Annotated in this window: 31 protein-coding genes; 12 read left to right on the forward strand and 19 right to left on the reverse strand. The window is 59.5% G+C overall.

Features of this window, described 5'->3' with window-relative positions:
* Positions 1-124 precede the first annotated feature (124 nt).
* Positions 125-397 carry a hypothetical protein gene (locus ACYAS9_RS19590; RefSeq protein ID WP_463569903.1) on the reverse strand — a complete coding sequence of 91 codons (273 nt, stop codon included), beginning with the start codon at positions 395-397 and terminating at the stop codon, positions 125-127.
* A 325-nt stretch (positions 398-722) separates the two neighbouring features.
* A complete protein-coding gene (gene cysZ, locus ACYAS9_RS19595) occupies positions 723-1,478 on the reverse strand; it encodes a sulfate transporter CysZ (RefSeq protein WP_463569904.1) in 756 nt (251 codons plus the stop codon).
* A 254-nt stretch (positions 1,479-1,732) separates the two neighbouring features.
* Here cysZ and ACYAS9_RS19600 point away from each other — a divergent pair, with 254 nt between their 5' ends.
* Positions 1,733-2,332, forward strand: a complete 600-nt coding sequence (locus tag ACYAS9_RS19600; RefSeq protein ID WP_463569905.1) for a peroxiredoxin — start codon at positions 1,733-1,735, stop codon at positions 2,330-2,332.
* 100 nt (positions 2,333-2,432) lie between these two features.
* Positions 2,433-3,395: a thioredoxin-disulfide reductase gene (trxB, locus tag ACYAS9_RS19605; RefSeq protein WP_463569906.1), complete on the forward strand. Its 963-nt coding sequence runs from the start codon at positions 2,433-2,435 to the stop codon at positions 3,393-3,395.
* Between the two features lie 59 nt (positions 3,396-3,454).
* Here trxB and ACYAS9_RS19610 read toward each other — a convergent pair whose 3' ends face one another.
* From ACYAS9_RS19610 to ACYAS9_RS19640, 7 genes are all read right to left on the reverse strand, one after another.
* Positions 3,455-3,796, reverse strand: coding sequence for a HopJ type III effector protein (locus ACYAS9_RS19610; protein WP_463569907.1), 342 nt, complete (start codon positions 3,794-3,796; stop codon positions 3,455-3,457).
* Positions 3,789-4,082: a DUF1244 domain-containing protein gene (locus ACYAS9_RS19615; protein ID WP_459747915.1), complete on the reverse strand. Its 294-nt coding sequence runs from the start codon at positions 4,080-4,082 to the stop codon at positions 3,789-3,791. Before ACYAS9_RS19615 ends, ACYAS9_RS19610 begins: the two co-directional genes overlap by 8 nt.
* A 53-nt stretch (positions 4,083-4,135) precedes the next feature.
* The gene (gene folX / locus ACYAS9_RS19620) at positions 4,136-4,507 is read right to left on the reverse strand and encodes a dihydroneopterin triphosphate 2'-epimerase (protein ID WP_463569908.1); all 372 of its coding nucleotides are present in this window, start codon (positions 4,505-4,507) and stop codon (positions 4,136-4,138) included.
* On the reverse strand, positions 4,507-5,070 hold the full coding sequence (gene folE / locus ACYAS9_RS19625; RefSeq protein WP_463569909.1) for a GTP cyclohydrolase I FolE: 564 nt from the start codon (positions 5,068-5,070) through the stop codon (positions 4,507-4,509). Before folE ends, folX begins: the two co-directional genes overlap by 1 nt.
* 33 nt (positions 5,071-5,103) lie before the next feature.
* Complete coding sequence (gene folM, locus ACYAS9_RS19630) at positions 5,104-5,814, reverse strand: dihydromonapterin reductase (RefSeq protein ID WP_463569910.1); 711 nt, start codon at positions 5,812-5,814, stop codon at positions 5,104-5,106.
* Between the two features lie 188 nt (positions 5,815-6,002).
* Positions 6,003-6,572: an antibiotic biosynthesis monooxygenase gene (locus ACYAS9_RS19635; RefSeq protein WP_463569911.1), complete on the reverse strand. Its 570-nt coding sequence runs from the start codon at positions 6,570-6,572 to the stop codon at positions 6,003-6,005.
* 175 nt (positions 6,573-6,747) lie between these two features.
* Entirely contained in the window at positions 6,748-7,362 is a 615-nt protein-coding gene (locus ACYAS9_RS19640) for a hypothetical protein (protein ID WP_463569912.1), read from the reverse strand.
* Positions 7,363-7,541: 179 nt separating this feature from the next.
* Between ACYAS9_RS19640 and ACYAS9_RS19645 the strand changes: the two genes are divergently transcribed.
* Positions 7,542-7,994 (forward strand): flavodoxin, encoded by a 453-nt coding sequence (locus tag ACYAS9_RS19645; protein WP_463569913.1) that lies wholly within the window; start codon positions 7,542-7,544, stop codon positions 7,992-7,994.
* Positions 7,995-8,004: 10 nt separating this feature from the next.
* On the opposite strand, the gene ACYAS9_RS19650 is transcribed toward ACYAS9_RS19645, so the two are convergent.
* Together ACYAS9_RS19650 and ACYAS9_RS19655 are read right to left on the reverse strand one after the other, a co-directional pair.
* The gene (locus ACYAS9_RS19650; RefSeq protein ID WP_463569915.1) at positions 8,005-9,342 is read right to left on the reverse strand and encodes a hypothetical protein; all 1,338 of its coding nucleotides are present in this window, start codon (positions 9,340-9,342) and stop codon (positions 8,005-8,007) included.
* Positions 9,343-9,442: 100 nt separating this feature from the next.
* Positions 9,443-9,898 (reverse strand): hypothetical protein, encoded by a 456-nt coding sequence (locus ACYAS9_RS19655; RefSeq protein ID WP_463569916.1) that lies wholly within the window; start codon positions 9,896-9,898, stop codon positions 9,443-9,445.
* A 330-nt stretch (positions 9,899-10,228) separates the two neighbouring features.
* On the opposite strand from ACYAS9_RS19655, the gene ACYAS9_RS19660 reads away from it, so the two are divergent.
* Positions 10,229-10,768, forward strand: a complete 540-nt coding sequence (locus tag ACYAS9_RS19660; RefSeq protein WP_463570218.1) for a hypothetical protein — start codon at positions 10,229-10,231, stop codon at positions 10,766-10,768.
* A gap of 2 nt (positions 10,769-10,770) precedes the next feature.
* Here the strand turns inward: ACYAS9_RS19660 and ACYAS9_RS19665 are convergent, their stop codons facing one another.
* The gene (locus tag ACYAS9_RS19665; RefSeq protein ID WP_463569918.1) at positions 10,771-11,574 is read right to left on the reverse strand and encodes a SirB1 family protein; all 804 of its coding nucleotides are present in this window, start codon (positions 11,572-11,574) and stop codon (positions 10,771-10,773) included.
* A 276-nt stretch (positions 11,575-11,850) separates the two neighbouring features.
* On the opposite strand from ACYAS9_RS19665, the gene pdhA reads away from it, so the two are divergent.
* The 4 genes from pdhA to ACYAS9_RS19685 all read left to right on the forward strand — a co-directional run bounded on the left by pdhA (position 11,851) and on the right by ACYAS9_RS19685 (position 15,823).
* Positions 11,851-12,951 carry a pyruvate dehydrogenase (acetyl-transferring) E1 component subunit alpha gene (pdhA, locus tag ACYAS9_RS19670; RefSeq protein WP_463569919.1) on the forward strand — a complete coding sequence of 367 codons (1,101 nt, stop codon included), beginning with the start codon at positions 11,851-11,853 and terminating at the stop codon, positions 12,949-12,951.
* Complete coding sequence (locus tag ACYAS9_RS19675) at positions 12,941-13,927, forward strand: alpha-ketoacid dehydrogenase subunit beta (protein ID WP_463569920.1); 987 nt, start codon at positions 12,941-12,943, stop codon at positions 13,925-13,927. The genes pdhA and ACYAS9_RS19675 overlap by 11 nt, the downstream gene beginning before the upstream one ends.
* Before the next feature lie 17 nt (positions 13,928-13,944).
* On the forward strand, positions 13,945-15,048 hold the full coding sequence (locus ACYAS9_RS19680; protein ID WP_463569921.1) for a dihydrolipoamide acetyltransferase family protein: 1,104 nt from the start codon (positions 13,945-13,947) through the stop codon (positions 15,046-15,048).
* A 139-nt stretch (positions 15,049-15,187) separates the two neighbouring features.
* Entirely contained in the window at positions 15,188-15,823 is a 636-nt protein-coding gene (locus ACYAS9_RS19685) for a DsbA family protein (RefSeq protein ID WP_463569922.1), read from the forward strand.
* A gap of 108 nt (positions 15,824-15,931) precedes the next feature.
* Here ACYAS9_RS19685 and ACYAS9_RS19690 read toward each other — a convergent pair whose 3' ends face one another.
* Positions 15,932-16,195 carry a YebG family protein gene (locus tag ACYAS9_RS19690; RefSeq protein ID WP_459747935.1) on the reverse strand — a complete coding sequence of 88 codons (264 nt, stop codon included), beginning with the start codon at positions 16,193-16,195 and terminating at the stop codon, positions 15,932-15,934.
* A gap of 223 nt (positions 16,196-16,418) precedes the next feature.
* Between ACYAS9_RS19690 and ACYAS9_RS19695 the strand changes: the two genes are divergently transcribed.
* Positions 16,419-16,892 (forward strand): phosphate-starvation-inducible protein PsiE, encoded by a 474-nt coding sequence (locus ACYAS9_RS19695; protein WP_459747936.1) that lies wholly within the window; start codon positions 16,419-16,421, stop codon positions 16,890-16,892.
* Between the two features lie 65 nt (positions 16,893-16,957).
* Here the strand turns inward: ACYAS9_RS19695 and ACYAS9_RS19700 are convergent, their stop codons facing one another.
* The 5 genes from ACYAS9_RS19700 to ACYAS9_RS19720 form a co-directional block, all read right to left on the reverse strand.
* Positions 16,958-17,302 (reverse strand): DUF3509 domain-containing protein, encoded by a 345-nt coding sequence (locus tag ACYAS9_RS19700; protein WP_463569924.1) that lies wholly within the window; start codon positions 17,300-17,302, stop codon positions 16,958-16,960.
* A 264-nt stretch (positions 17,303-17,566) separates the two neighbouring features.
* On the reverse strand, positions 17,567-17,992 hold the full coding sequence (locus tag ACYAS9_RS19705) for an HPF/RaiA family ribosome-associated protein (RefSeq protein WP_463569925.1): 426 nt from the start codon (positions 17,990-17,992) through the stop codon (positions 17,567-17,569).
* Between the two features lie 248 nt (positions 17,993-18,240).
* On the reverse strand, positions 18,241-20,592 hold the full coding sequence (gene fecA, locus ACYAS9_RS19710) for a TonB-dependent Fe(3+) dicitrate receptor FecA (protein WP_463569927.1): 2,352 nt from the start codon (positions 20,590-20,592) through the stop codon (positions 18,241-18,243).
* Between the two features lie 90 nt (positions 20,593-20,682).
* Entirely contained in the window at positions 20,683-21,660 is a 978-nt protein-coding gene (locus tag ACYAS9_RS19715; protein WP_463569929.1) for a FecR domain-containing protein, read from the reverse strand.
* 10 nt (positions 21,661-21,670) lie between these two features.
* A complete protein-coding gene (locus ACYAS9_RS19720) occupies positions 21,671-22,174 on the reverse strand; it encodes a sigma-70 family RNA polymerase sigma factor (RefSeq protein ID WP_463569930.1) in 504 nt (167 codons plus the stop codon).
* A gap of 130 nt (positions 22,175-22,304) precedes the next feature.
* Here ACYAS9_RS19720 and ACYAS9_RS19725 point away from each other — a divergent pair, with 130 nt between their 5' ends.
* From ACYAS9_RS19725 to ACYAS9_RS19735, 3 genes are read left to right on the forward strand one after another with little or no spacing between them, the layout of a single operon-like run.
* On the forward strand, positions 22,305-22,652 hold the full coding sequence (locus tag ACYAS9_RS19725) for a DUF3649 domain-containing protein (RefSeq protein WP_463569931.1): 348 nt from the start codon (positions 22,305-22,307) through the stop codon (positions 22,650-22,652).
* On the forward strand, positions 22,649-24,244 hold the full coding sequence (locus tag ACYAS9_RS19730; RefSeq protein WP_463570219.1) for a PepSY-associated TM helix domain-containing protein: 1,596 nt from the start codon (positions 22,649-22,651) through the stop codon (positions 24,242-24,244). The genes ACYAS9_RS19725 and ACYAS9_RS19730 overlap by 4 nt, the downstream gene beginning before the upstream one ends.
* The gene (locus ACYAS9_RS19735) at positions 24,244-24,564 is read left to right on the forward strand and encodes a DUF3325 domain-containing protein (RefSeq protein WP_463569933.1); all 321 of its coding nucleotides are present in this window, start codon (positions 24,244-24,246) and stop codon (positions 24,562-24,564) included. Before ACYAS9_RS19730 ends, ACYAS9_RS19735 begins: the two co-directional genes overlap by 1 nt.
* On the opposite strand, the gene ACYAS9_RS19740 is transcribed toward ACYAS9_RS19735, so the two are convergent.
* Positions 24,561-25,439, reverse strand: coding sequence for a helix-turn-helix domain-containing protein (locus tag ACYAS9_RS19740; RefSeq protein ID WP_463569935.1), 879 nt, complete (start codon positions 25,437-25,439; stop codon positions 24,561-24,563). The genes ACYAS9_RS19735 and ACYAS9_RS19740 overlap by 4 nt on opposite strands.
* Positions 25,440-25,552 lie beyond the last annotated feature (113 nt).

The raw sequence follows: 25,552 nt of genomic DNA on the forward strand, positions 1-25,552 counted from the left end.
GGGTTGCGGTTCTGTGGAGGATTTGTGATGGGTTTGTGACGTTGCTTTCAGGGACCCCGGTATTTGATCCTGAATCTCATACGGGTGAATATTCATGATCAAGTGCCCGTCAGCCCCGGTTATTTTAAAGACGCTCAAGCGCCGCAGGTGCCGCTAGAAAGTCTGGATCCAGCACAATTGATCTTCGCTGTTCGCGAGTCATGTTCTGTATAAATGCGTCGCCTCGTTGTAAAGGCAGAGAGATCAGCGTAGCGGAAGCCGGATTGATGACGGCCGATATTTTATCGGTGTTGAGACTCTGCAATATCTGACTGAAACCCGAGGCACGGGAGGTCGGCGCGGACTCCAGGGCAGCAAGTGCGCGACGGGTATCAACAGCGGGCGAGGTAACATTCATGGCATTTACTCTTTGGGTTGTTTAGAACACAAGAGCAAACGGGGTGCCAGAGTTGGAACATGTCCCTGGATTGACGGTCTGGCCTAGCCATAGCAGGGATGAGTAACTTATTTGACCGGGAATGTTATAAGACGCCAACAGATATCATCAGGCGGGTATTTGCCGATGCCGGAAAAGTATGGCCGATAGCGGTATTAAAAAGAAGCGTAAGGAATAGAGCTGTTTTCTTTTTTATGTGTAGGGCGTTTCTTTTATTTCTACGGGTTGTTGTAGTAAGTCAATAAACCTGCAGGGCAAAGATAAAAATCTTCACCCTGCCGTTCAATCAACCCCGTGCGCCCGTCAGTTCTTGCGCACCCCGCTCACGTACCCAGAACAACGTCGCCCCGGCCACTGCCGCCGGCATCATGAAGATATTGACGAAGGGGATCAGTAACGCTGCATACACGCAGCCGCCAAAACTCAGGCTGGCCCAGCGTTTGGCGCGCAGCCAGGCGAGCATGTCTTGCCAGCTCATCTTGTGGTTGTCGGCGGGGTAGTCGATGTACTGGATCGCCATCATCCACACGCCGAACAGCAGCCACAGCGGTGCGGCGATCAGGTTGACCACCGGGATGAACGACAGGATGAACAAGGCAATCACACGCGGCAGCATATAGCCCAGTTTGCGCAACTCACGCGACAGCGTGCGCGGGATCATGGCCAGTAATTCCGCCCAACTGAACGGTGGTGAGTCGTCTACGCCACGGATTACCGATTCGACCTTTTCAGACAGAAAGCCGTTGAACGGTGCGGCGATGATATTGGCCAATAAGGTGAAGGTGAAGAACACCATCAACAGCACCAGCACCACAAACAGCGGCCAGAGGATATAGCTGAGAAAGCTCAGCCAGTGCGGCAGGGTCGGCATGAAGGTATCGACCCACATACCGAACTGGTGCATGGCCAGATAGACCAGGCCGCCAAACAGCACAAGGTTGATGCTCAGGGGCAAGAGCACGAACAGGCGCAGGCCAGGGCGCATGATCAGTTGCAAGCCTTGGGTAAGGTATTGCGGGCCGGTCAGGGCGGGTAAGGGCATCATGGTCTCCGAAAAGTGCTCGAAGGCTGACCTTACCGGCTTTGCTGTGACGGTTAAAGCGATGGTTTGCGGGCCTGGGTTGACAGCCATTCCCGATTGCCTGGCACGTGGCGTAAAGTAATGCCCTGCGTTTTCTACATAGGCGAAGTCTATGAAGTGGATTGTGAAACGAAATTTCCTTAATCTGCGCCACCCCGATAGGCTGGCGATCACTTTCCTGACCTATCCTTCCCCTTTCTGAACTGGAGTCATTCATGAGCGTACTGGTAAACAAGCAAGCCCCGGACTTCGATGCCGCCGCCGTATTGGGCGACGGTTCGATTGTCGACAGCTTCACCTTGTCTTCCCTGCGCGGCAAGTACGTCGTGCTGTTCTTCTGGCCGCTGGACTTCACCTTTGTCTGCCCGTCGGAAATCATTGCCCACAACAACCGCATCGCCAGATTTCGCGAGCTGGGTGTTGAAGTGGTTGGCGTATCCATCGACTCGCAATTCACCCACTACGCCTGGCGCAGCACGCCGGTCGAGAAGGGCGGTATCGGCGAAGTCGAGTTCACCATGGTCGCTGACGTCAAGCACGAGATCACTCGCGCCTACGGCATCGAGCACGATGCGGGCGTGGCCCTGCGTGCCTCGTTCCTGATCGACAAGGCGGGCGTGGTTCAGCACCAGGTGGTCAATAACCTGCCACTGGGCCGTGACGTCGACGAAATGGTCCGTCTGGTCGAAGCCCTGCAGTTCACCGAAGAACACGGTGAAGTCTGCCCTGCCGGCTGGCGCCCGGGCCAGAAAGGTATGAAGGCTGACGCTCAAGGCGTTGCCGATTACCTGGCGTCCAACGCCAACGCCTTGTAAGGCGCAACCAATCTGATTACGCGATCAGTGCGTGTGCGCTGATCCACCCCGTTAAATCGTTGCGACGTCGGCATCAATAGCCGGTCGCCAGGAGTGTGTCATGTCTGATGTACGTCATTCCCGAGTGATTATTCTCGGCTCCGGCCCTGCCGGTTACAGTGCCGCGGTGTATGCCGCCCGTGCCAACCTCAAGCCGCTGCTGATCACCGGCATGCAGGCGGGTGGTCAGTTGACCACCACCACCGAGGTCGACAACTGGCCGGGTGACCCGCATGGCCTGACCGGCCCTGCCCTGATGGAGCGCATGCGCGAGCACGCCGAGCGTTTCGAGACCGAGATCGTTTTCGACCACATCAACTCCGTGGACCTGGCCGGCAAACCGTTCAGCCTCAAGGGCGACAACGCGACCTACACCTGTGATGCGCTGATCATCGCTACCGGCGCCAGCGCCCGTTACCTGGGCCTGCCTTCGGAAGAAGCGTTCATGGGCAAAGGCGTTTCGGCCTGTGCCACCTGCGACGGTTTCTTCTACCGCAACAAGCCGGTGGCTGTGGTCGGTGGCGGCAACACGGCAGTGGAAGAGGCGCTGTACCTGGCCAATATCGCCAGCAAGGTGACCCTGGTTCACCGTCGCGAGACCTTCCGCGCCGAGAAGATCCTGATCGACAAGCTGCATGCGCGGGTTGCCGAAGGCAAGATCGAGCTCAAGCTCAACGCGACCCTGGACGAAGTGCTGGGCGACAACATGGGCGTGACCGGTGCGCGCTTGAAGAACAACGACGGCAGCAGCGACGAGCTGAAAGTCGACGGCGTGTTCATCGCCATCGGCCACACGCCGAACACCACGCTGTTCGAAGGCCAGCTGGCATTGAAAGACGGCTACATGGTTGTGCAGGGCGGCCGTGAAGGCAACGCAACTGCCACCAGCGTGGAAGGCGTGTTCGCCGCCGGTGACGTGGCTGACCACGTTTACCGTCAGGCCATCACCTCGGCCGGCGCCGGTTGCATGGCGGCCCTGGACGTCGAGCGTTATCTGGACGGTTTGGCCAACGTGTCGTTCTGATCGCGTTTTGCAAGCAACAAAAAACCGGCCTTGTGCCGGTTTTTTGTTGCCCGTTGAGCTTACGGCTTACGCACGAGCGGCTCGGCGGCAAATTTCACGCCGGCCAGGCCATGGGCGATCAGGGCGCGGATATTACCGTGGTCGCTGCCTTCAGGCGTGGCCTGAACCGAGCGGTAGTGCTCACCGAATGCCAGCAACGCTTCTTCGTCGCTCAGGCCTTCGAGCAGGGCAAGGCCCAGGGTCTTGCACGAACCCTCGTTCTGCCCGGCGGCGTTTTCCACGTCACCGTTGCGAAAGGCCTGGGGCTGGTAGTCGTAGCCCTGGGCAATAAAGGCCAGGGTGTCGGCGAATGCGTGTTGGTCGCTGCGCAGGCTGGCGCGCAGGGTGTTCAGATCAGTCATGCTTGGGTTCCTTGAAGGCGGCGAGTTGCTCGGCGCTGGCTTCTTGCTGGTAGAGCGATTTCCACTCGGTGTAGGGCATGCCGTAGACGACTTCCCGGGCATCGTCGAGGCTGACGTCGATCTGGCGCTCGTCGGCGGCGGCCTTGTACCACTTGGACAGGCAGTTACGGCAGAACCCGGAGAGGTTCATCAGATCGATGTTCTGCACATCCTTGCGGCTGTCCAGATGGGCGACCAGCCGGCGAAAGGCGGCGGCTTCGAGTTCCAGGCGTTGTTGATCGGTCATATAGATTGCTCGCTCATGTCGGGCGCTATCGAGGCGCGCAATGATAAGAGGGTTCAGCGCTGCCCGGCGAGGGTGATCGACACCGATTCTGCAAAACGCAGCGCGTGCGGTTTGTCGACTTCAACCTCGGCATAGGTCACAGCCGTATGGCTCATGACCAGATCCAGCACTTCCTGGGTCAGACGCTCCAGCAGGGCAAAGCGGTTGCCCTCGACGTGCTGAATGATCGCCTTGGTGATGGTGCGGTAGTTCAGGGCGTGATCGATGTCGTTATCGCGCACTGCTTCCTGAGCGGCGTAGCAGATCGTCAGGTTGATCAGCACATCCTGCTTGTTGAGAATCTCGTCCTCGTTGATGCCGATAAACGTGCGCAGGCGCAGGTCCTTGACCCGGATGCGTGCAGTGCCTGGTTCCAGTCTGGCCATTAGTCCTTGCTCCGTCCGATCAGTTGCAGAAACTCCATGCGCGTGGTGCTCGACTCGCGGAAGGCGCCGAGCATTACCGAGGTGTTCATGGTCGAGTTCTGCTTCTCGACGCCGCGCATCATCATGCACATGTGCTTGGCCTCGATGACCACCGCAACGCCGGCGGCGTTGGTCACGCCCTGAATGGCCTCGGCGATTTGCCGGGTCAGGTTTTCCTGAATCTGCAGGCGGCGGGCAAACATGTCGACGACCCGGGCGATTTTCGACAGCCCCAGCACCTTGCCGGTCGGGATATAGGCCACATGCGCCTTGCCAATGAACGGCAGCAGGTGATGCTCGCACAGCGAATACAGTTCGATGTCCTTGACGATCACCATCTCGTCGTTATCAGAGGCGAACAACGCGCCATTGACGATCTCTTCAAGGCTTTGATTGTAGCCGTGACACAGGTATTGCATGGCCTTGGCGGCACGCTTGGGAGTGTCCAGCAGGCCTTCGCGGTCTGGATCTTCGCCCAGGCCCACGAGAATGTCTCGGTATTGCTGTGGCAGGGATTCGCTCATCATCGGGATCCTCGGGGCGGCGGCTCAAGTGACTTACTTAAGGTGCCGTCCACCGTTTACGGTCAGGGTTGTGCCAGTCACATAGGGATTATCGAGCAGGTAGCGCAGGCTCTGGTAGATCACCTCGGCACCGGGCTCGATTCCCAGCGCCGACTTGGCCAGGGTCTGGGCGCGGTATGCCGCGTCGTCATCGGGTTGGAACATCAGCAAGGCCGGGGCGATGCCATTGACCTTGATCTGCGGCGCCAGGCGTGCGGCAAACGACAGGGTCAGGCTTTCAAGGCCGGCCTTGCTGGCGCAATAAGCACTGTGCTTGCGGCTGCCCTTGCGGGTCACGTCATCGCTGATATGCACGATGTCTGCGACCGCGCTGCGTTGCAGCAGTTCGGCGCTGTGCAGGTTGATCAGGTAGGGCGCCAGCATGTGGATGTTGAACATCCGGGTAAAGACTTCAGCTTCGCTGCCCGGGGTTTCGGCCAGCCACTCAGAAGCGTTATGCACAATGGCGCGCAGGCAATCGGTGTGCAGCTTCAACTGCTCGATGAAGGCCATGATGCCGGCTTCGCTGGAGAAGTCCGCAGGCAGGGCAATGGCACCGGCCGCACGCAACTGCTCGACGCCAGGGCGCAGGGTTCGGTAACTGATGATCACTGACTGACCCTCGTCGAGCAAACGCTGGGCACAGTGCAGGCCGACGCGCTGGCTGGCGCCGGTGATCAATATCGGTGCAGGGCTGGAGGCCATCGACAGCTCACGAATCCGGGCAGGCGGGATGATGGGAACACGATCCCATCAATAGGTCGGAAAACAGCATTGAGTGGCAAAGTTATACCAATGCCGAACGCTGTACAACCTTGGGGCGGCCTGCTGCATCGGAGGTCGTGATTCGCAGCCGGGGCCTGATGGTTTTAGGCACCGGCTGCGCGAGTCGGTCAGCGTGAGGAAGCCGACTCGGTATTGTCGCGTGGCTGCGCTGTATTGCCTTGCAGCCAGGGCGCGAGCAGGCGGGTCGAGAGGGGAATAAACAGATACACCATCAGCGGCGTCAGGATCAGGGTGCTGAACATGATGCGGGGCATCAGCTCCATCTGGCTGAGCAGCGGGCCGAGTACAAAATTGAACAGCAATGACACCGGAAAGAACGCCAGCCAGATAGCCACGGCCTGTTTCCAGCGTGGCGGGCGAGAGCCGGCCGCGCCAAACCAGCCGGCGATGCCGCTAGCGCGATGCTCGCTGGGTCGCTCGAATAACCCGCTGCCACGCACCAACCAGGCGCGTCGCGAGGCCGAATGCTCCCAGGCGTGCATGGTCTGCGCATCGGCAAAGCGGAAAATCATCTGGAATTCGTTGTCACCGGGCGGTGGGGCCAATACGCCCGAACCGAGATAGCCAGTAAAGTCGGTGGCCAGTCGTTCGCCTTCATGCAGCCAGGCAAGGAGTTCCTGATAGCGGCCGTGGGCAACACGGCGGGCTACCATCAAGGTGACGGGAGCGGTAGACATTGTGTATCTCCATGGGCGGTATGAGGCTCCCGGGTAGGGAACTCATCAGGCACGACGCCGGGGTGGTGGCAACGTGTCAGCTTCGGGTAAGAAGCAAGCGAGGATTATTCCTGAAATCCTGAAATACGCCATGAAAATTTATAGCAAGGAGCCATCTGCTGGCCCGTCTGGCAAATTACCCGGCCAGCGTATGCACCGCCGGATGCAGCCGACGATGCTCGTTGAGCATGTATTGGCGCAAGCGCTCGGTGTCTTCGGGGTATTTTTCGCTCAGGTGATAGGCCGCCATGCCTTTTTCGGTCATGCGTTCGAGACGGCCGCGCATGGCGATCGGAGCGTGACCTGCGGCGTTGAACCAGGCTGAGAAATGCCGGGGCGGATTGCCTTTGCGGCGGTATTCGATCAACACACCCTTGAACGACACTTCGTGCACCCAAAGAGCCGTTAATGCACCGTGTTCGGTTTCCAGCGGAATCGGGCTGGGCAGCACCAGGCGCCACGGACGAATCTGCGGGCCTTCTTCATAAATGCTGGGTGTACCGATTTCCAGATGCTGGGCATGAAACTCATCCTCCACCATTTGCAGTGGAAAGCTGATTTTCTGGTTGTTGAACTGTGCCTGGATCGTCACCTGTTCACTGGCTGCCAGTCGCGCCAACAGATCCTGGATCTGGATGCCGCCATTGACGATCAGGTTGCGTGTCGAGTCGCGCACGTTCAACTGAGGGTTACGCTGCATGCCCAGGATAAAATCCAGTTCGTCCTGGGTCAGAATTGTTTCAGGTTGCATGATGAAACCCGGATCGATCCGTAAGATGGGAAAGAGACAATAAATTTCCGACCATGTTGTGACCGTTGGTCATTTTTTCGATTCCTGCACGTCATCGTCGTGCAGAACATCCTGTTGCACAAGCAGGTCGATCGAATGATGCATAATGCCTGAATTTTTATCCTGTCACGGGAATCTCTATGAAAATCGCCATCCTTTCCGGAACCGTCTTTGGCTCGGCAGAAGACGTCGCCCGACATGCCAGCACACTGCTGCGCAATGCCGGTCACGAAACCCTGTTCAACACGCGCCTGACCCAGGCCGAGCTGCTGGCCTTTGCACCAGAAGCGCTGTTGGCAGTGACCTCGACCACTGGCATGGGCGAGCTGCCCGACAACCTGCAGCCGCTGTATTACCAGCTTCGCGACACCCTGCCGGCGGCCTTTCGCGGCCTGCCCGGAGGCGTGATCGCCTTGGGCGACTCCAGCTATGACGACACCTTTTGCGGCGGTGGCGCACAGATTCGTGACCTGTTCAGTGAACTGGGCGTGAACGAGGTGCAGGACATGCTGCGCCTGGATGCCAGCGAAAGCGTCACCCCTGACACCGATGCCGAACCGTGGCTGGCCGAATTCATCCAGAAGCTGGGTTGAGGCACATCCATCAAGGCCTGCGCCCCCGACCTTGTGTTTTCATTTTCATGAACAGGTAATCGAACAGGGTGAGCAGGCGGGACTTGTCGGGCTTCTTGCCGATCAGGCCCTCGAAAGGGTTGATGGGGACTTTTGGTTTGGCAGCAATGTCAGGTGTTTTCTCGATCTGCTCCGGTATGCCGGTGACAGGGTTCATGACATAGCCTGCCGCCTTGCCGGTTGCCGTAATCGTCCAGACGCCCTGTTTGTTGATAAGTACAGGCTCTTCACGTGGCGGCAGCCTTATCGTCTCTGAGGCGTGGACGATCTTGTCTTTGATTTTGGGATCTCGCGTATAGGTCTGGAAACGGCTGTCGAGTGTGTAGTCTTCGCCAGCGTCGGCGGAGAACTTTATTACCATCGCTTCCAGAAAGCCGGGGTCACCGCTATAGCTGTAGGGACGAAAGCCCGGATCAAGATTGAAGCGCACAAATCCCTTGTCCAGCAAAGTGCTATTAATCGCCGTACCGCCCAACACGCGCTGGGCGGTGGCGGCATAAGGGGCAACAAAGTTGACGCTCAATTGGCGGCCTTCGCCATCGTACCGGTGACCATCATTCATGTTGCGCAACGTACTGCCATTTTCATGCCTGCGATAATCGGCAATATCCCGAGCCAGGTCGTCGACATACTTTAAGTTGGCACCTTGTTCCTGAGCGTAGGCATACACATGAGAGATCAAGCTTCGGTCCTGCGAGGTCAGAAAGTCAGCGTCCGGATTACTGATGTTTTCCAGAAGATAACCGTCCGCCTTATCGCGTACCGGACCTTCCTGCGCATAGAACAGCCGTGATACCAAGAGGTCATAGCCCTCTCGATTTATGCCATCTGTAAGGTTTGTTCGATACGGAGTGTTTGCTATCTGGAATTCTTGCCAGGCCGCCCGGCGCTCGTTGACGGTAAAGGTATTGTTGGCATCAAAGGCAATCAGAGCCAGTTGATCCACTGGCATGGCTTTGAATGGGTTGCTGTCCAGGCCATTACTGAAATCAGTAGCCTGTCTGGCGCGGGCCAGCAAACCGATATCTTGAATGGCAGGTTGCTCTGCGTCATGTCGGGTCTTGTTGGCTTGATAACGTTCGCCGGTGAATTGTTCCAGTAATGCAGCGCGCTCATCGGGGCTCAAGGCTGTGCCACGGACGGCGGCGCGAGTAGAGGCCTTGCTCATTTGAAGTGCTGTGGCAGAGAGTGACTCTTGAGGGACAGGAACGTTTTTTTCTGTGCCTGAATCACTTGATACAGACGTATTCGCTGGTGTGGCTTGTAAGACGCTGTGGACAGGCAGAATATTGCTGTTGGTAATAATCATGGATTTTTCATCCGTGTTATTAAATGCATCCAGGAGCCTGGAACATTTATTTATGCCAAAAGGCACTCCCGTCTCGGCATGAACAAGGAGTGCCTGATAATCATTGATAAGAGATTCTGAGCAGTATCATGTCGTTGCCTGCAGGGCTGATGGTCTGTCGGCCACCCTGGACTTTATGGATAACCTGAACAGTGGATTCATGGCCAAATCGCAATGAATTGAATTTGATGGATGTTCCCGTTGCGCCAGGGGTTGCGTTGTCACAGACTTTTGACTGATTTCTTCCTTCCCCATAGGGGTAATAGCACACCTCTAATTGTTCAGTGACGTCGGCGTAAGGGTAGTGTGTGGCGCTCCAGCTTAACTGCTCAAGCTTCATGGGGGCAGGCGATAAAGTCCTTGGCAGATCTACGAACTTCACACGGAAGTAAGAAGCTGCGCTGTCATGGTTGACGAGTCGAATCGTTCTCGGTGCAGAGACTTTTTCGATAGTGGTTTCCTGTCCGTAGCTATAGGCAGAGATCAGGGTAAGTGCGGTGCAGAGTAGTGCTTTCATGGTGCATCCCTTGTTGTTTTTTTGGCCTTTTCGCAAAGCGACTGGCCTGGTTTTCAATTCGTGATATTGAGATATCAACGTATTAATAAACCTTTAAACACACCTCGAGTGGTTTTACTGTAGGTCCCCATCTGAAAGTTGTGTAGGAGCGTTCCATGCTTTAGATAAAAGCGAACAGTGTCTACTTTTTATAAATTTATCTGATTTTCGAATGTGGGACTTTTCTTTTCATGTTGTAGGTTTGGTATGGTTTTTAATTGCACTCTTAATTAACTCCAGAAAGCTCCGATAGTGTTGAAGTCATCACTGCACTCTTCAGGAGCATCCATAATGTCAAAGCCCATCTGGGGCGATCTTTCGCCGTTTACCATCAGGCCTTCATCACTCACAAAGAAAAGTGCGGTCAGCCCCATCAGCGGACAGGCACTTCAAGTGCTCAGTGAAGTGGGCGAAAACGCCATTGCACTCAATTCGCTGGCGATGGAAAAAAGCAATATGAAAAAACTGTTCAAGGGCTTCAATCCGGAACACATCACTCCCAAGGAACTCAGCAAGGCGGGCACGCTGCTGTACAAGAGTGGCTTTATCGATAATTTGACCGCCGACCTCATGAACCGCACAGGCGCTGCGTTCGACAAGGACGGCAAGGTCATCAATGCCGATGAGCCGATCAATGCGCTGGAGTTTCTCGCCAATCAGATCCTGATCATGAGAGAGAAAACGGCGTGGGGCGACCCGTATGCGCAGACCTTGATGCCCGATTACATACGCGCCATTCATGTCATCCAGAATCTGCAGGTCTTCGCCTGTTCAGGTGACAGTTATGAAATGCAAAAGAGCAAGGCCGCGCAAAGAAACGGCATTCAATAACGCTAGTGCAGCGCGCGGCTGCCGGGTAGCTGGCTGATTCGCTCGGTCAGTCGCAAGCGCTGAAGCGGGTCTTCGCTCAGCAGCAGGGCATGTTCCAGATCGAAACGTTCGGCTTGCGGGCAGTCGAGGGTCTGATAAAGGCTGGCGCGGGCCATGTGGTCGCTGCTGGTTGCTTCGCCGAGCTCGACGATGCGGTTGGCGTCTTTGAGGGCCGAGAGAAAGTCATCGTTGATCTGATGCAGATGCCGCAGGTTGCGCGACATGCGCTGCAACAGGCTCAAGGGGCTGGCGCGGACCATGTGTTCGGCGCGCAAGGTCATGTCCGGGCCGTACTGGCGCACCAGCAGCTCGCGGCAGTCCTTGGGGTACAGGCGGCGACCGCTGCACGGGTCCAGCACATGATCGGCGCCGGGTACGCGCAGCAGGAAATGACCCGGAAAATTCACCCCTTCCATGGGAATGCCCAGGCGCCGGGCGATCTCCATGGCTACCAGCGCCAGGCCCAACGGCTGGCCCCTGCGGCGCTGGACGATGCGGTGCAGCAGCGCCGATTCCGGCTTGGGCGGGTTCCACTCGTCTCGCTGAAAGCCCAGGCTGATGAACTCGCGCAGCAGCGGCTGGGCCAGCTCGGGGGCCGGTAGCGCAGGCAGCAGCGCGCTGATCTGGCGTTGTAGCCGGTCCATGTCTTCAATGATCTGTGGTGGCGTAAAACTGGAATCGTGCTCGGCACTGATCCATAGCGCAGCTTCAAATACCGCGATTGGCGTGCGTTGCAGGCAGGCCAGGCACTGTTGACGTGGAGTCATGATCTCCTCCCGCTTTCCCTGTTTCAAACCACTGACTGGACGACACGCTCATGTTGTAGCCCTCTGGCCGGGTTTCGTCCAGCCCTGGCAGCACCTGCCACGCCGGTCGCGCATATTTTCCGAATCGGGCTACGATTGTGGGAGGTTCATGCTCCATTCATTGAGCCTTTTGAGTGTCGGCCAGCGCACCATTACCCGGTGCCGCCCGACGGTTCCATGCAGCCACAAGCTGCGAACCACGAGTACCACGCAGACCCTGCGTGCCTGGAGTAGGCAATGTCCAATAACAACAATGAGCTTGCGTATACCCGTTACCTGGCCCCTGATGGCCAACTCATCGCACCGCTGCCTGCCTGGGCAGACGACTTCAATCTGCTGACAAGGCTGTACCGGCAGATGGTGCTGACCCGCCTGTTCGACCAGAAAACCGTCGCCTTGCAACGCACCGGGCGTATCGGCACCTTTGCCCCGACCCTGGGCCAGGAAGCCATCGGTGTGGCCATCGGCAGCCTGATGCAGGCCGAAGACGTGCTGGTGCCGTACTACCGCGACACCGCCGTGCAACTCATGCGCGGGGTGCGCATGGACGAGATTCTGCTGTATTGGGGCGGTGACGAGCGCGGCAGTGCTTATGCCGAACCGGCTGCAGCGCAGGATTTTCCGCTGTGTGTACCGATTGCGACCCAGGCCTTGCATGCCTGTGGTGTGGCCAGTGCCTTCAAGGTGCGCGGCGAGCATCGGGTGGCGGTCACCACCTGTGGCGATGGTGCAACCAGCAAGGGCGACTTTCTTGAAGCATTGAATGTCGCCGGCGCCTGGCAGTTGCCCGTGGTGTTTGTCATCAACAACAACCAGTGGGCGATTTCCGTGCCCCGGCGTATTCAGTGCGGCGCGCCAACGCTGGCGCAGAAAGCCATTGGCGCCGGGTTTCACGGTGAACAGGTCGACGGCAACGACATCCTCGCCGTTTACGACCGGATGCGCATTGCGCTTGACCGCGCCCGCAAAGGCAAGGGGCCGGTGTTGCTGGAGTGCCTGAGTTATCGACTCGGCGATCACACCACCGCCGACGACGCGACCCGCTATCGCTCCGCCGAAGAGGTCCGCCAGGCCTGGCACGAAGAACCGATCAAACGCCTGCAAAGCTTCATGGCCGGGCAGGGCATCTGGGATGAGAGCCGCGAGCAGGCGCTGATTGCCGAATGCCAGGCTCTGGTGCAAGACGCCGTAAGCGCTTATGAAAGCCGCGACCGGCAGCCGCCCGAATCGGTGATTGACCATGTCTACGCCCAGTGGCCTGCCGCATTGGCCGATCAGCGTGAAGGGTTCCTGGAGCGGGTCGCACGGCGTGAGGGGGGCGAACAGCATGAACAATGAAAAAATCACCTTGCTTGAAGCGGTCAACATGGCCCTGCACCGGGCCATGCACGAAGACGAAAACGTCGTCGTGCTGGGCGAGGATGTCGGGGTCAATGGCGGGGTGTTTCGTGCAACCCAAGGGCTGCGCGACAGCTTCGGTTTCAAGCGGGTCATCGACTCGCCACTGGCCGAAACCATGCTCGGCGGGCTGGCGGTCGGCATGGCCGCTCAAGGCTTGAAACCGGTGATGGAGATCCAGTTTCTGGGCTTTATCTATGCCGCCATGGAACACCTGGTGTCGCATGCCAGCCGGATACGCAACCGCACCCGCGGCCGTTTGACTTGCCCGATGGTGCTGCGCGCGCCGATGGGCGCCGGCATTCGTGCGCCGGAGCATCACAGCGAAAGCACTGAAGCGCTGTTTGCCCATATACCGGGCCTGCGCGTGGTCATCCCGTCGTCACCGGCCCGGGCTTACGGTTTGCTGCTGGCCAGCATCGACGATCCGGACCCGGTCATCTTTCTGGAGCCGACACGGCTCTACCGCATGAATCCGCAACCGCTGCTCGATGACGGCAAGCGCCTGCCGCTGGATACCTGTTTCACGTTGCGTGAAGGCAGCGACATTACCTTGGTGAGCTGGGGCGCCAGCGTGCATGAAACCCTGCAAGCGGCGCAGGCTCTGGCCGAGCGTGGGGTGTCGGCAGAGGTCATCGATGTGGCCTGTATCAAGCCGCTGGACCTGGACACGCTTGAGGCCTCGGTGCGCAAGACCGGGCGCTGCGTGATCATTCATGAGGCACCGCGCTCGTGTGGCGTGGGTGCAGAAATTGCCGCCAGCCTGTATGAGCGTGCCTTGCTCGACCTGCAGGCGCCGATCCAGCGCGTCACCGCTCCCGACATTCCGCCGCCCCTGTACCGGCTGGAGCACCTGTATATACCGGGCGTCGAAGACATTTTGCACGCCTGCGATACCGCGCTGGATTACGCCTGAGACCCGAGGAGGTTGCGATGAAATTTTTCAAATTGCCTGACTTGGGCGAAGGCCTGCAAGAAGCCGAAGTGGTGCAGTGGCACGTCAAGGCCGGCGACAGCGTCAAGGCCGATCAGCTACTGGTGTCGGTCGAAACCGCCAAGGCGCTGGTCGATATTCCTGCCCCTTATGACGGGGTGGTGGCCAAGCTGTTTGGCGCCGATGGCGAGATTCTGCATGTGGGCGAACCGCTGATTGCGTTCGAAGGCGAGGGCGACAACGGCACCGTGGTCGGCAAGCTGGAAGGCGGCGGCAGTCATGAAGATCAGTTCTTCGTCGGTGCCGCACCTTCGACCCGCGAACACCTGGGCGCCCGTGCTACGCCTGCCGTGCGCCAACTGGCCCGGCAACTGGGCGTCGAGCTCAATAGCCTGACCGGCTCCGGTAACGACGGGCTGATCACCCGCAGCGATGTAGAGGGCGCCGCCCAGGCTGAGCGCGACCGTTTTGGCGGCCAGAAACTGCGCGGTGTGCGGCGCAGCATGGCGATCAACATGGCCCGCTCGCATGCCGAGGTGGTGCCGGTGACGCTGTTTGCCGATGCCGACTTGCATGCGTGGGGGCAGGCCCGCGACCCGCTGATCCGCATCGGCAAGGCCATGGCCGAGGCGTGCAAGGTCGAACCTGTGCTTAACAGTTGGTTCGAGGGTAAATCCCTGTCGATTCGTCAGCACGAGCAACTGGACCTGGGAATTGCCGTGGACACTCCCGACGGATTGTTCGTCCCGGTGCTTCGCGATGTCGGCGGTCGCAGCGCCGAGGATCTGAAGGAAGGCATGAACCGTCTGCGCAGCGACGTGAAAGCGCGTTCCATTCCGCCCCAGGAAATGATGGGTGCAACCATTACCCTGTCGAACTTCGGCACCCTGTTCGGACGCTACGCCAACCCGGTGGTGGTGCCGCCGCAAGTGGCGATTCTCGGGGCCGGCGGCATTCGCGATGAGCCGGTGGCTGTCAACGGCGAGGTGGTCATTCACCCGATCTTGCCGTTGTCACTGACGTTCGATCACCGGGCGGTGACGGGCGGCGAGGCGGCCCGATTCTTCAAGGCGCTGGTGCAGGCACTGGAGAAGCCTGAGTAAGCATGGGGAAGGCCAGCCGTGTCACGGCTGGCCTTTATTTGTCCGGTTCCAGAAACAAACCTGGGCGCGATTCGGCGTTTTTCGGGGCATTCATCTCCATTAGTCTTTCGACCTGCTTACGAATGACAGGATGAATCCTTTGCACATCGCCTACCTTTTTGACCCTCTGTGCGGCTGGTGCTACGGCGCATCGCCTGTGCTGGAGCAACTTATCGGCATGCCGGAGTTTGAGATAGAACTCTGCCCGACCGGGCTGTTCGCCGACCGCAATGCGCGGCCCATGAACAAAAGTTTTGCGGATTACGCCTGGTCCAACGACCAGCGTATCGAGCGCCTCACCGGGCAGCGTTTCACTGAGGATTACCAGAACAAGGTGCTCGCTGACCACGCCAGCCTGTTCGATTCCGGGCCCGCCACACGTGCACTGACTGCTGTGGCCGCCACGGCGCCGACACTTGAATTTGCCGCCTTGAAAGCTATTCAGCAGGCACGTTACGTAAAGGGGCTGGATATCACCGACCCGAATATTCTGGCGCAGACGCTCAGCGATATCGGGCTCAGGCAAGCGGCCGATGTGTTGACCGCGCAGGGTGAAACGCTGCGTAGCCTCAACGAGGAGCGCCTTGCGAAAAGCCGTTCAATGATGGAAAGACTGGGAGTAAACGGCGTGCCGGCACTGGTGGTCGGTCATGGCAGCGAATCGCGGCTGGTAAACGCCAACGGGCTCTTTGCGAGCCTGGATACGTTGGTGAGCAGCCTGCGGACCAGCGAATAACGGTTGGGTTGACCTGACCCGTCAGCAGGGCATTACCGCACTCTTTGCGGGCCCCTGCTTGCGGGTCAAACGGCCTGGCGTACAAACCTGTTCAATGTCGCGAAACCGTCACTCGGCTTCGGCACCATTGATCAGCTCGTTCAGAGCGTCCGGCTGACTCTTGAACGCGCGGGCAAACACATCGCGGTTCTTGGCCATATAAATGCCGGCTTCTTCAAGCTGCTCTTCCGTCAACGACGGCACGGCTTTTTTCAACACCGATCCAAGCAACTCGGCGAGCTCCAGCATTTTGTCATGACGGTCAGCTTCGGCTTTATCCATGAACAAACGCTCCAGATCTCGGCTGCTGCGGTATACCACTTCGACGGCCATTCACCACCTCACAAGCCTTCCAGATTGATTTACGGTAACTGTGTTTTTATACAGTGTCGAGGATACGCCATTCTCACCTCTCATGCATAGTGGCTCATGAAGATCTTTTCCACCGTCAAACGTGCCTTGCGACAACTGGACGCGCCTATGAAGCTGGATCTGGCCTTGATCCTGCTTTACAAAGCTGGCCGCACTACCTGATTGGTTCTTGAGGAAATAGAAGATGAAGTGGGCAAACAACAGCCGCAAGCGCATGCATGATGGCGCCAACGCCATCGGGAACCTGCTGGTCGAAGGGTTTCACTATCTGGGCCTGTTTGCCATTGGCGGCGTCACGGCCTGGGCATCGGTCATGGCCTTTATGGAGATGCTCGACAAGGGCCATGCCAGCATCGATGACATTCTGTTGTTGTTCATCTATCTCGAGCTGGGGGCGATGGTGGGGATCTATTTCAAGACCAACCATCTGCCGATCCGCTTTCTGCTGTACATCGCCATCACCGCGCTGACCCGCTACCTGATCGGTGATGTCTCGCACCACAAGGCACCCGAGGTTGGCCTGCTGTACATGTGCGGCGGGATTTTCCTGCTGGCGCTGTCGGTTGTGGCGGTGCGCTATGCGTCGTACAAGTTTCCGTCGAGCAAGGCCATCGACTCGACGGGCGAATACGTCGGCGACAACGTAACGGATAAATAATAGAACCGGATAACAAAATGCCCCGCCAGATGCGGGGCATTTTCGTTAAAGCACAGGCAGTCGGTTCAGATCCCGACCGAGAGGTTCGGCCGGTTGCGCAGCCAGTTGTGTGGCTGTACCGGGATGGTCAATTGCTTGATCCGGTCGCTGTCGGTCATGGCCGCCAGGATGCTCATGGCGCTATGGCCTTGCTCGATGGCAATGCCGAACTGCACGCTCTCGATCAGGCGTCGCAAGCGCTTGGGCTCGTTGCGCTGCTCGGCGCTGATCAGCCGTTTGGCCACCACGCCATCATCGTTGGACAACGTCAGCATGATGCTGCCGTCCAGCCCTTGAATACTGAGGTTCACCCGATAATCAGGGTGAAACGTGTCAGTGATCATCTGAAAAGGATTGTCCGGATTGTCCATAAATTAATACCTGCTCATGGGGTCTGCATAAGTTGACCGGGTAGTGATCCTTTTGGTTCTCGGCGACAGATAAGCGGTCACGAATATGCCTGGATCAGTACAGCGTAGTCCCTCGGTTCACTTGGCGGTGGCACATGAGCGACTGTTCGGGTGTCGGTTGCGACGTGGACAACTATGCATGCTTCAGGCCAACGCCTGAAAAATGTGCAGGCACAAAAAAGCGGGCCATCGAGGCCCGCTTTTGTCAGCGGTAAAAAGACTGGATCAAATCAGGCGAGCGACTTCTTTCTCCTGTTCTTTTTCAAGAAACTCTTCTTCCAGCAGCGCGTCGGCGCTTTCAGTCTCGATCTCGTCCGGGGTCAACACTACGTTGCGTTGCTTGTCACGCAGCTTGCCCAGCAAGTGCTCCAGCGCGTGATCGAGTTTGACGGCGGCGCCATCGATGGCCAGTTCGAGCGAGTCAGCCTTGTGCGTGACAGAAATCGGCTGGTGACCTTTAGGGCGGGCTTCAAGCTGGCAGCGAATATCGTTCGGGCCGGTTTTGTCGCCGTTTTCGTCGCGCAGATGGACTTCAACGCGAGTCAGGTAATCGTCATAACGTTCGAGCGTGCTTTCAAGGGTACTACGAACCCAATTCTCCAGTCGGATGCTGCTTTCGATGTGGTTATCGCTGTTGACCTGGATTTGCATAATTAATCCTTACTAGGGCTTGGCTCGTGCGAGGCGACACGTACGGCTCCTGAGCAGTCATACGTTTTTGTCTGCGCTCGAATACAGTGTTGGCGCCAAACGATTCATATTTCAACCCCCCAGATGGAAGAAATATTTCGCACCAAAAAATTCACATATACGTTCGCAGGAGCGGCTTCAGTCGCGAAAATCCGGAAAAATGCGTATTTTCGCGGCTAAAGCCGCTCCTGCGTGGTGAACTGCCTGCCTCAGAATGCGACAGAGGTCTGCACATAAATGGTGCGTGGCTCGCCCACGTATTTGCCTTTGTTGTTGTCGTCGAACGAGCGGGTGAAGTACTCGCGGTTGAAGATATTCTTCACCCCGACCGCCACATTCAGGTCCGACAATCGCGGGCCGAAGTCATACGCCGCCCGTGTGCCGAACAGCATGTAGCCTGGAATCTTGCCGGTGCTGCCGTCGGCGCTTTCAGCGCGAGTGTTGGCGTTATCGGCAAATTGGTCACTCTGGAACGCGCTGTCGAGATTGAGCTTCCATGGGCCTTCGGTGTAGCTCACGCCCAAGGTGCCTTTATGGCGCGACGAGAACGGCACGCGGTTGCCCTTGTTCGGCCCGTCTTCGCGGATGGTCGCATCGACGAACGCATAGCTTGCGTACACATCGAAGCCGGCCAGTGCGGGGGTCAGGCCTTCGAGTGCGTAGTTGATGCTGGTCTCGACACCTTGGTGACGGGTTTCGCCGCGCGCGATCACGCTGTCATTGGTCTGATTGCTTTCGTACTGATTATCGAAGTTGATCAGGAATACGCCGATTTCGGCACGCAGGCCGCCATCGTCATAGCGCGTTCCCAGCTCCCAGGTGCGGGCCTTCTCGGGTTTGACTTCACCGCCGGCCACCCGGTTGGGCATCTGGCTGTACTGCACGCTGCCGAACGAGCCTTCGGTGTTGGCGTACAGGTTCCAGCTGTCGGTCAGGTGATACAGCACGTTAAGCGCCGGCAGGGCGGTGTTGTAATCACCCTGGTATTTGACGTTGGTCAGGTTGTTGTTCTGCGCGGTGTCGATCATCTCGTAGCGAATGCCCGGCGTGATGGTCCACTTGCCGATGTCGATGCGGTCGTCGAGGTAAAACGCATTGGCCTCGGTGGCGCCACGGGTGTCGCGGTCGTTGCGGCTGGCGGTGGTTGGCATGTCGCCGGTCAGTGGCTCGCGGAAGCGCAGTTCATGGCCGGCTTCGTTGATGTAGCGGTAGCCGACGCCGACTTCGTGCCAGCTCTCGCCCAGCGCGAAGCCTTGCGAGAAACGGGTTTCCAGACCGCGTACCCAGTACTCGCGTGGCGACAGCGACATGAATGTGCCCTGGTCCAGATAGCCGCTGCGCAGGGTTTTGGTGAAGAAGGTATTGGCGGTGAAAACGCGGGCATCCTGCTCGAAACGGTAGCCAAAGTTGACCAGTGTGCGGCGGCCCCAGAACTTGTCTTTCAGGCGCGTGGACTGGTACGGGTCTTCTTTGTAGGCCGCCACGCTCAGGCCGCCGGGCATGTCGGCCTCGCCCTCGTAGTACTGGGCCATGGCATTGAGGCTGTTGGCCTCGTCGATCTGGTATTTGCCCTTCAGAATCAGGTCGTCGATCTGCGTATCGCTGTGCTCGCGCCAGTCGCTGCCACGCACGCCGGAATACAGAATCGCGCCGCCCAGGCCGTTGTCGGCTGTGCCGCCAGCCAGCAGGTTACCCGTGGTCTTGAAACCGTCCTGGCTAGAGGACGGGCTGACCTGGGTCTGCACGCTGCCCTTGACCGTTGGCTCGTCGGGGATCGCGCGGGTCACGAAGTTGACGATGCCGCCGACGTTCTGCGGGCCATAACGTACCGCACCGCCGCCACGTACCACGTCGACCGCATCCATGTTGCCCATGCTGATCGGCGCCAGCGACAACTGCGGCTGACCGTACGGTGCGAAGGGCACCGGGATACCGTCCATCAACACCGTAGAACGCGATGCCAGGCGCGGGTTGAGGCCACGAATACCGAAGTTCAGCGCCATGTCATGGCTACCGGTGCCGTTGTTTTCCGGGGCATTGACGCCCGGAATGCGGTTGAGCACTTCACGGGCGCTGCTGGCGCCGACACGCTCGAACTCCTCGCGACGGATCACGTCACGGGCGCCGGCATGTTCAAAGACGTTGTCCTGCTTGGCCTCGCCCAGCCAGTCGCCGACGATGCTCGATGCACCCAGTTCGATCGGTGCATTGACCGCGGCATTACTGACCGGCTGCAAGGTGAAGCCGTCCTGGCCATCGGCGCGCGCCTGCAAACCGGTGCCGTCCAGCAACGCCGCCAGACCTTGCTCGGGCGTGAACTGGCCTTGCAGGCCGTGGCTGCGCAAGCCTTGGGTGAGTTGCGAGCCATAGGAAATCAGTACGCCCGACTCACGGCCAAACTGATTCAGCGCCGCCTCCAGCTCGCTGGGCGCGATGTGATAGGCCTTGGCCGGGGCGTCGGCATACGCCAGTGGCAGACCGGCCAGCGACAGGCCGGCACCAAAGATGACATGGCGCAAAGTGCGCACCAGCGGGGACAGTTGCAGAGGGCGAGCAGACATTCGGGCGTCCTTTGACGTAAGGGTTGAGAGGTGCTTTCCCTGTCTGTCACGCGAGCTGTGCAAAACGGCTCACTGAATTTGAAATTCTTTCTAGGCTTTTGCCTGCACCGTGACCCAATAGCGGGTTAAGCGTTGCACCTTCACCGGCAACGCCACCTCCAGCATGTCCAGAATCCGCTCGCTGTCGGCCAGCGGGTAACTGCCGGAAATCAACAGGTCGGCCACCTTGGCATCGCACTTCAGGCGGCCATGACGGTAACGCCCCAGCTCCTGAACAAAGTCCGCCAGCCGCATGCGTGAGGCCACCAGCATGCCGTCGGCCCAGGCGCCGCTGCTGGCGTCCAGCGTCTGCACCGGGCCCCAGGCATTGCGGTCGAAACTCACCTGTTGGCGGGCTTGCAGCACCAATGCCGGGCCACTGTGCGCCGTGGGTTGCAGTTGCAATGTGCCGTCCAGCAACGCCAGGTGCGTGCGTCCCTCGAACTGACGCAGGTTGAAGCGGCTGGCCGTGCTGCCGGCCTGAATCCGGCCTTCACCGGTCAACAGGCTCAGCGGGCGCGGGTCGGCAGCGGCCGCCATGAGTATTTCGCCCTGCAACAAGCGAATCAGCCGCTGACCGCTGTCGTAGCGCACATCCACGGCGCTGGCCGTATTGAGCTGCAACTGGCTGCCGTCGCTCAGCGCCACCTTGCGTCGTTCGCCGACCTTGCTGGTGTAGTCGGCCAGCAACGACTGCACGGCCTGTTCGTCGCGCAGGCTCCAGCCCAATGTGCCGCCAACCCCCAGCAGCACCAACAGTTTGACCGCGTGACGCCGGCCGGCCGATTTAGGCGCGCCCAGAGCGGCATGCGCCAAAGGTGAAGACAGACCGCCCAGACGCTGATTGACCCGCTGGATATGCGCCCACGCGCGCTGATGTTCCGCGTTGCCGTTAAGCCACTGCTGCCAGGCCTGCTGGCGCGAGGCACTGAGTGCGCCTTCCTGCATTTCGATCAGCCAGGCCACGGCCTGACGCGCCACGGCAGGGGCGATGTCTGATTTATTCAGCGATTCGCTGTTGCTGTTCATGAATGTCGACTCACAGTGCGAAATAGCAACGCAACGCGGCCTTGTTCAGGTGACGTTTGACCGTGGCGATGGAAATGCCCAGTTGCGCGGCAATTTCGCCATGGCTCAGGCCATCGACCTGCGACAGCAAAAAGGCACGCTTGACCGCCATCGGCAAACCATCGAGCAGGCGGTCCAGCTCAACCAGGGTTTCGAAGATGATCGCCCGATCTTCTTCGGACGGCGCCACGCACTCGGGCAGTTCAGCCAGTGCCTGATACCAGGCACGCTCCAGGTCCTGACGCCGGTAATGGTTGCTCAGCACCCGTTTGGCAATGGTGGTCAGGAATGCCCGCGGCTCGACCAGTTGCGGCGTATCGCGGGCCAGCAGCACCTTGACGAAGGTGTCCTGCGCCAGGTCGGCGGCATTGTCGGGGCAGCCCAGACGGCGTCGCAGCCACGTCGTCAGCCAGGAGTGATGCTCCTGATACAGGCCTTCGACGGTGGGGTACACGGCAGGCTGGGCAGTGGGCATGGCGGTGTGCAATCCACGACGAAGAAGAAGAGGGCGCAGATTCTGGCAGACTCTTTTGCGCGTGAGAATATTTATCATTACTATTGGCCGCGCTTTTCTCCTTATCCTCAGGTCAGTCACGAGTCTCCCGATGGACGGCACGGTTACCAGCACTCCTCCAAAAGCCACGCCACGTACGCCCAAGGCCAGACAGGCCGGTGTTTCAGTGGCCTATCGCCTGGCCGTGGCCTCACGCTTTATGGCAGCCACGTTTGCCGGCTACCTGCTGGCCTCACTGTTCAGCGTGTGCCTGACCCGCTGGCTACCGTTGCCCCGCGCCGAGGCTGTGTTGACCGGCATGATGCTGTCGTTCCTGGCGTATCTGGGCGCGTTCATCTGGTGCTTTGCCTGCCGCACGGCCTGGCGGGCATGGAGCGGCGTGCTACTGCCGTGTGTGATCCTTGGCGCAGCGTATGGCTGCGATCGGTGGCTGCTATGAAAGAGGGCTTTCGCCAGGCCATGGCCTGGTTGCATACCTGGCTGGGGCTGATCTTCGGCTGGTTGCTGTTTGCGATTTTCCTGACCGGCACCCTGTCGTACTTCAAGGCCGAAATCACCCACTGGATGACCCCGGAAGTTATCGCGCACCCACTGGACGCCGGCAACAGCGTGCGTCTGGCCCAGGACTATCTGCAACGCAGCGCCCCGACGGCGACGCGCTGGTTCATCAACCTGCCCGATGTGCGTGAGCCGGGTCTTGGGGTGATGTCGATGATGCCGGGCAAGCCGGGCGAGCGTGGCAAGTTCGAGCGCAAGACCCTCGATGCGCAGACCGGCGCCGAGGTGCAGGCGCGCAAGACCCGCGGCGGCGACTTCTTCTACCGTTTCCATTTCCAGCTGGAAATGCCGCACCCTTGGGGGCGCTGGCTGGCCACCATCGCCGCCATGGTGATGTTTATCGCGCTGATCACCGGGATCATCGTGCACAAGAAGGTCTTCAAGGAGTTCTTCACCTTCCGCCCCGGCAAGGGCCAGCGTTCCTGGCTGGACGGGCACAACGCGCTGGGCATTCTGGTGTTGCCGTTCCACCTGATGATCACCTACAGCAGCCTGCTGTTCTTCATGTCGATGGTCATGCCGGCGAGCATCCTGAGCACCTACGGCACTGATTCGCGGGCCTATTACGATGAGCTGTATCCGTCTTCGGTCACCCCCAAGGCGCAGAACGTGCCCGCCAACATGATCGCGTTCGACTCACTGCTGCGGGTGGCCAACGAGCGTTGGGGCGAGAATCGGGTCGGGCGCGTGGTCATCAATAACCCTAACGATGCCAGTGCCTCGGTAGTCATCTACCGCGACACCCACGACCGGCTGGTCCGGCGCAGCGGCGATACCCTGACCTTCGATGCCACCAGTGGTGCGTTGCAGTCCGATACCGAGCCGGACAAAGGTGTGCCGTCGGTGGTCACCGAAGCGTTTTACGACCTGCACATGGGCCAGTTCGCCGGCCCGGTGATGCGCTGGCTGTACTTTATCTTCGGCATCGCCGGCACCGCCATGATCGGCACGGGGCTGGTGATGTGGCTGGGCAAGCGTGCGCTCAAGCACGCCAAGGCCGGTGTCCTGCCGTTCGAGTTGCGTCTGGTGCAAGTGCTGAATATCGCCAGCATGGCCGGCCTGATGCTCGCTGTGGCGGCAGTGTTCTGGGCCAACCGCTTGTTGCCGGCCAGCATGGCCGGGCGCGAGAACTGGGAAGTGAATGCGTTCTTTACCCTCTGGGGCCTGTCGGTGCTGCACGCGCTGCTGCGCAACGGGCAAACGGCATGGCGTGAGCAACTGGGCTTCGCCGCGCTGCTGTTCGCCGGCTTGCCGCTGCTGGACCTGCTGACCAGCCGCGCGCACCTGATCGAGTCCCTGCGAGCAGGCGACTGGGTGCTGATCGGCTTCGACCTGACGGCGCTGGGCACCGGGTTGATACTGGGCTGGGCGGCGCTGAAGTTTCGCAACAGGCCGGCGCTGGCCAAGCCTGCGCGTAAAGCCGTCGCAGCTAACAACCAGGCCACAGGCGCTGCTGCACAGGAGGCCAACTGATGCTGCTGCCTGCCTTGTTGTGCTATGTCGGCTTCACCGCGTTGTGCCTGTCGATGGAGCGCCACTACAGCGATCTGCTGGCCGGCAAGCCGAGCCTGCGCCGGCGGCGTCTGCTCAAGGCGGCGGGCTGGTTGCTGTTGGCGGTATCAATCTGGGCAGCGGTCAGCGCCGAGGGCTGGACCATGGGCCTGGTGAAATGGAGCGCGGTGTTGATGGCCAGCGCCGTGTTGCTAGTGTTTCTGATGCCTTACCGACCGCGCTGGGTGCTTGCACTGGCCGGCGCCGGCCTGCTGTTCAGCCCGCTGGTTGCACTGCTTTAGGTCTTTCCAACCACCCCGCGATACGCCACCGGCGTTGCGCCCATGCTCTGGCGAAAGCGGTTGGTGAAATGACTCGCGCTGGCAAAGCCGCAGTCCAGCGCGATATCGCCCACCGGCTGCACGGTTTCACGCAGCAACTGCCGGGCGCGCTCCAGGCGCCGCGCCAACACGTAGCGATGCGGCGGCATGCCGAAGCTTTCACGAAACATCCGCGCAAAGTGATATTCGGACAGCGCACACAGGCTCGCCAATTGACCCAGGCTCAGCGCATCGCTCAGGTTCGCCTCGATAAACTCCACCAGCCGCCGTCGCGCATGCGCTGCCAGGCCACCCTTGAGACGCAAGCCGTCACGCAGCCCGACCTGGCTGAGCAAGGCGTGACTGAGCATCTCGTGTGCCAGGCTGCTGGTCAGCAAGCGCTCGCCCGGCTCGTGCCAGTTCAGGTTGATCAACTGGCGAAAATGCTCGGTCTGGCGGGCATCGTCGAGAAAGGTGTTTTCACGCAGTTGCAGCTCGCGCGGCTCGCGGTCCAGCAGCGTGACGCAGCCCTGGGCAAACTGCTCGGGGCTGACATACAGGTGCGCCAGGCGAATCTCGCCATTGATGACCCAGGCCGACTCATGCCCGGCCGGCAGCACGCACAGCTTGCCGGGCGCGCCTTTCTGGTCGGGCTGATCGCGGCGAAAGGTGCCGGTGCCATCGGCGATGTAGCATGACAAGGTGTGGTGCGTGGGCGAATGGTACTCGCGAATATCGTGATGGTTGTTCCACTGCGCCGCGATCAGACCGTCACCCAGCAGCGCGCTCTGCTCCAGGCGGGCGTGGGGTGAACTGTTCAGGCACTGGAAGACCTGGATTGATTCGAGCGCGGACATGATGACTCCTCTGACCTGCCTATCGTACGCCGCGCAAGGCCGTTTGCCAGCAACGCCCGACGTAAATGCGCAAGATTGTGCAAGCGCGTATCAGGGTCGGGCAGCAGACTCAA

The organism is Pseudomonas sp. HP_08 (assembly GCF_055284095.1).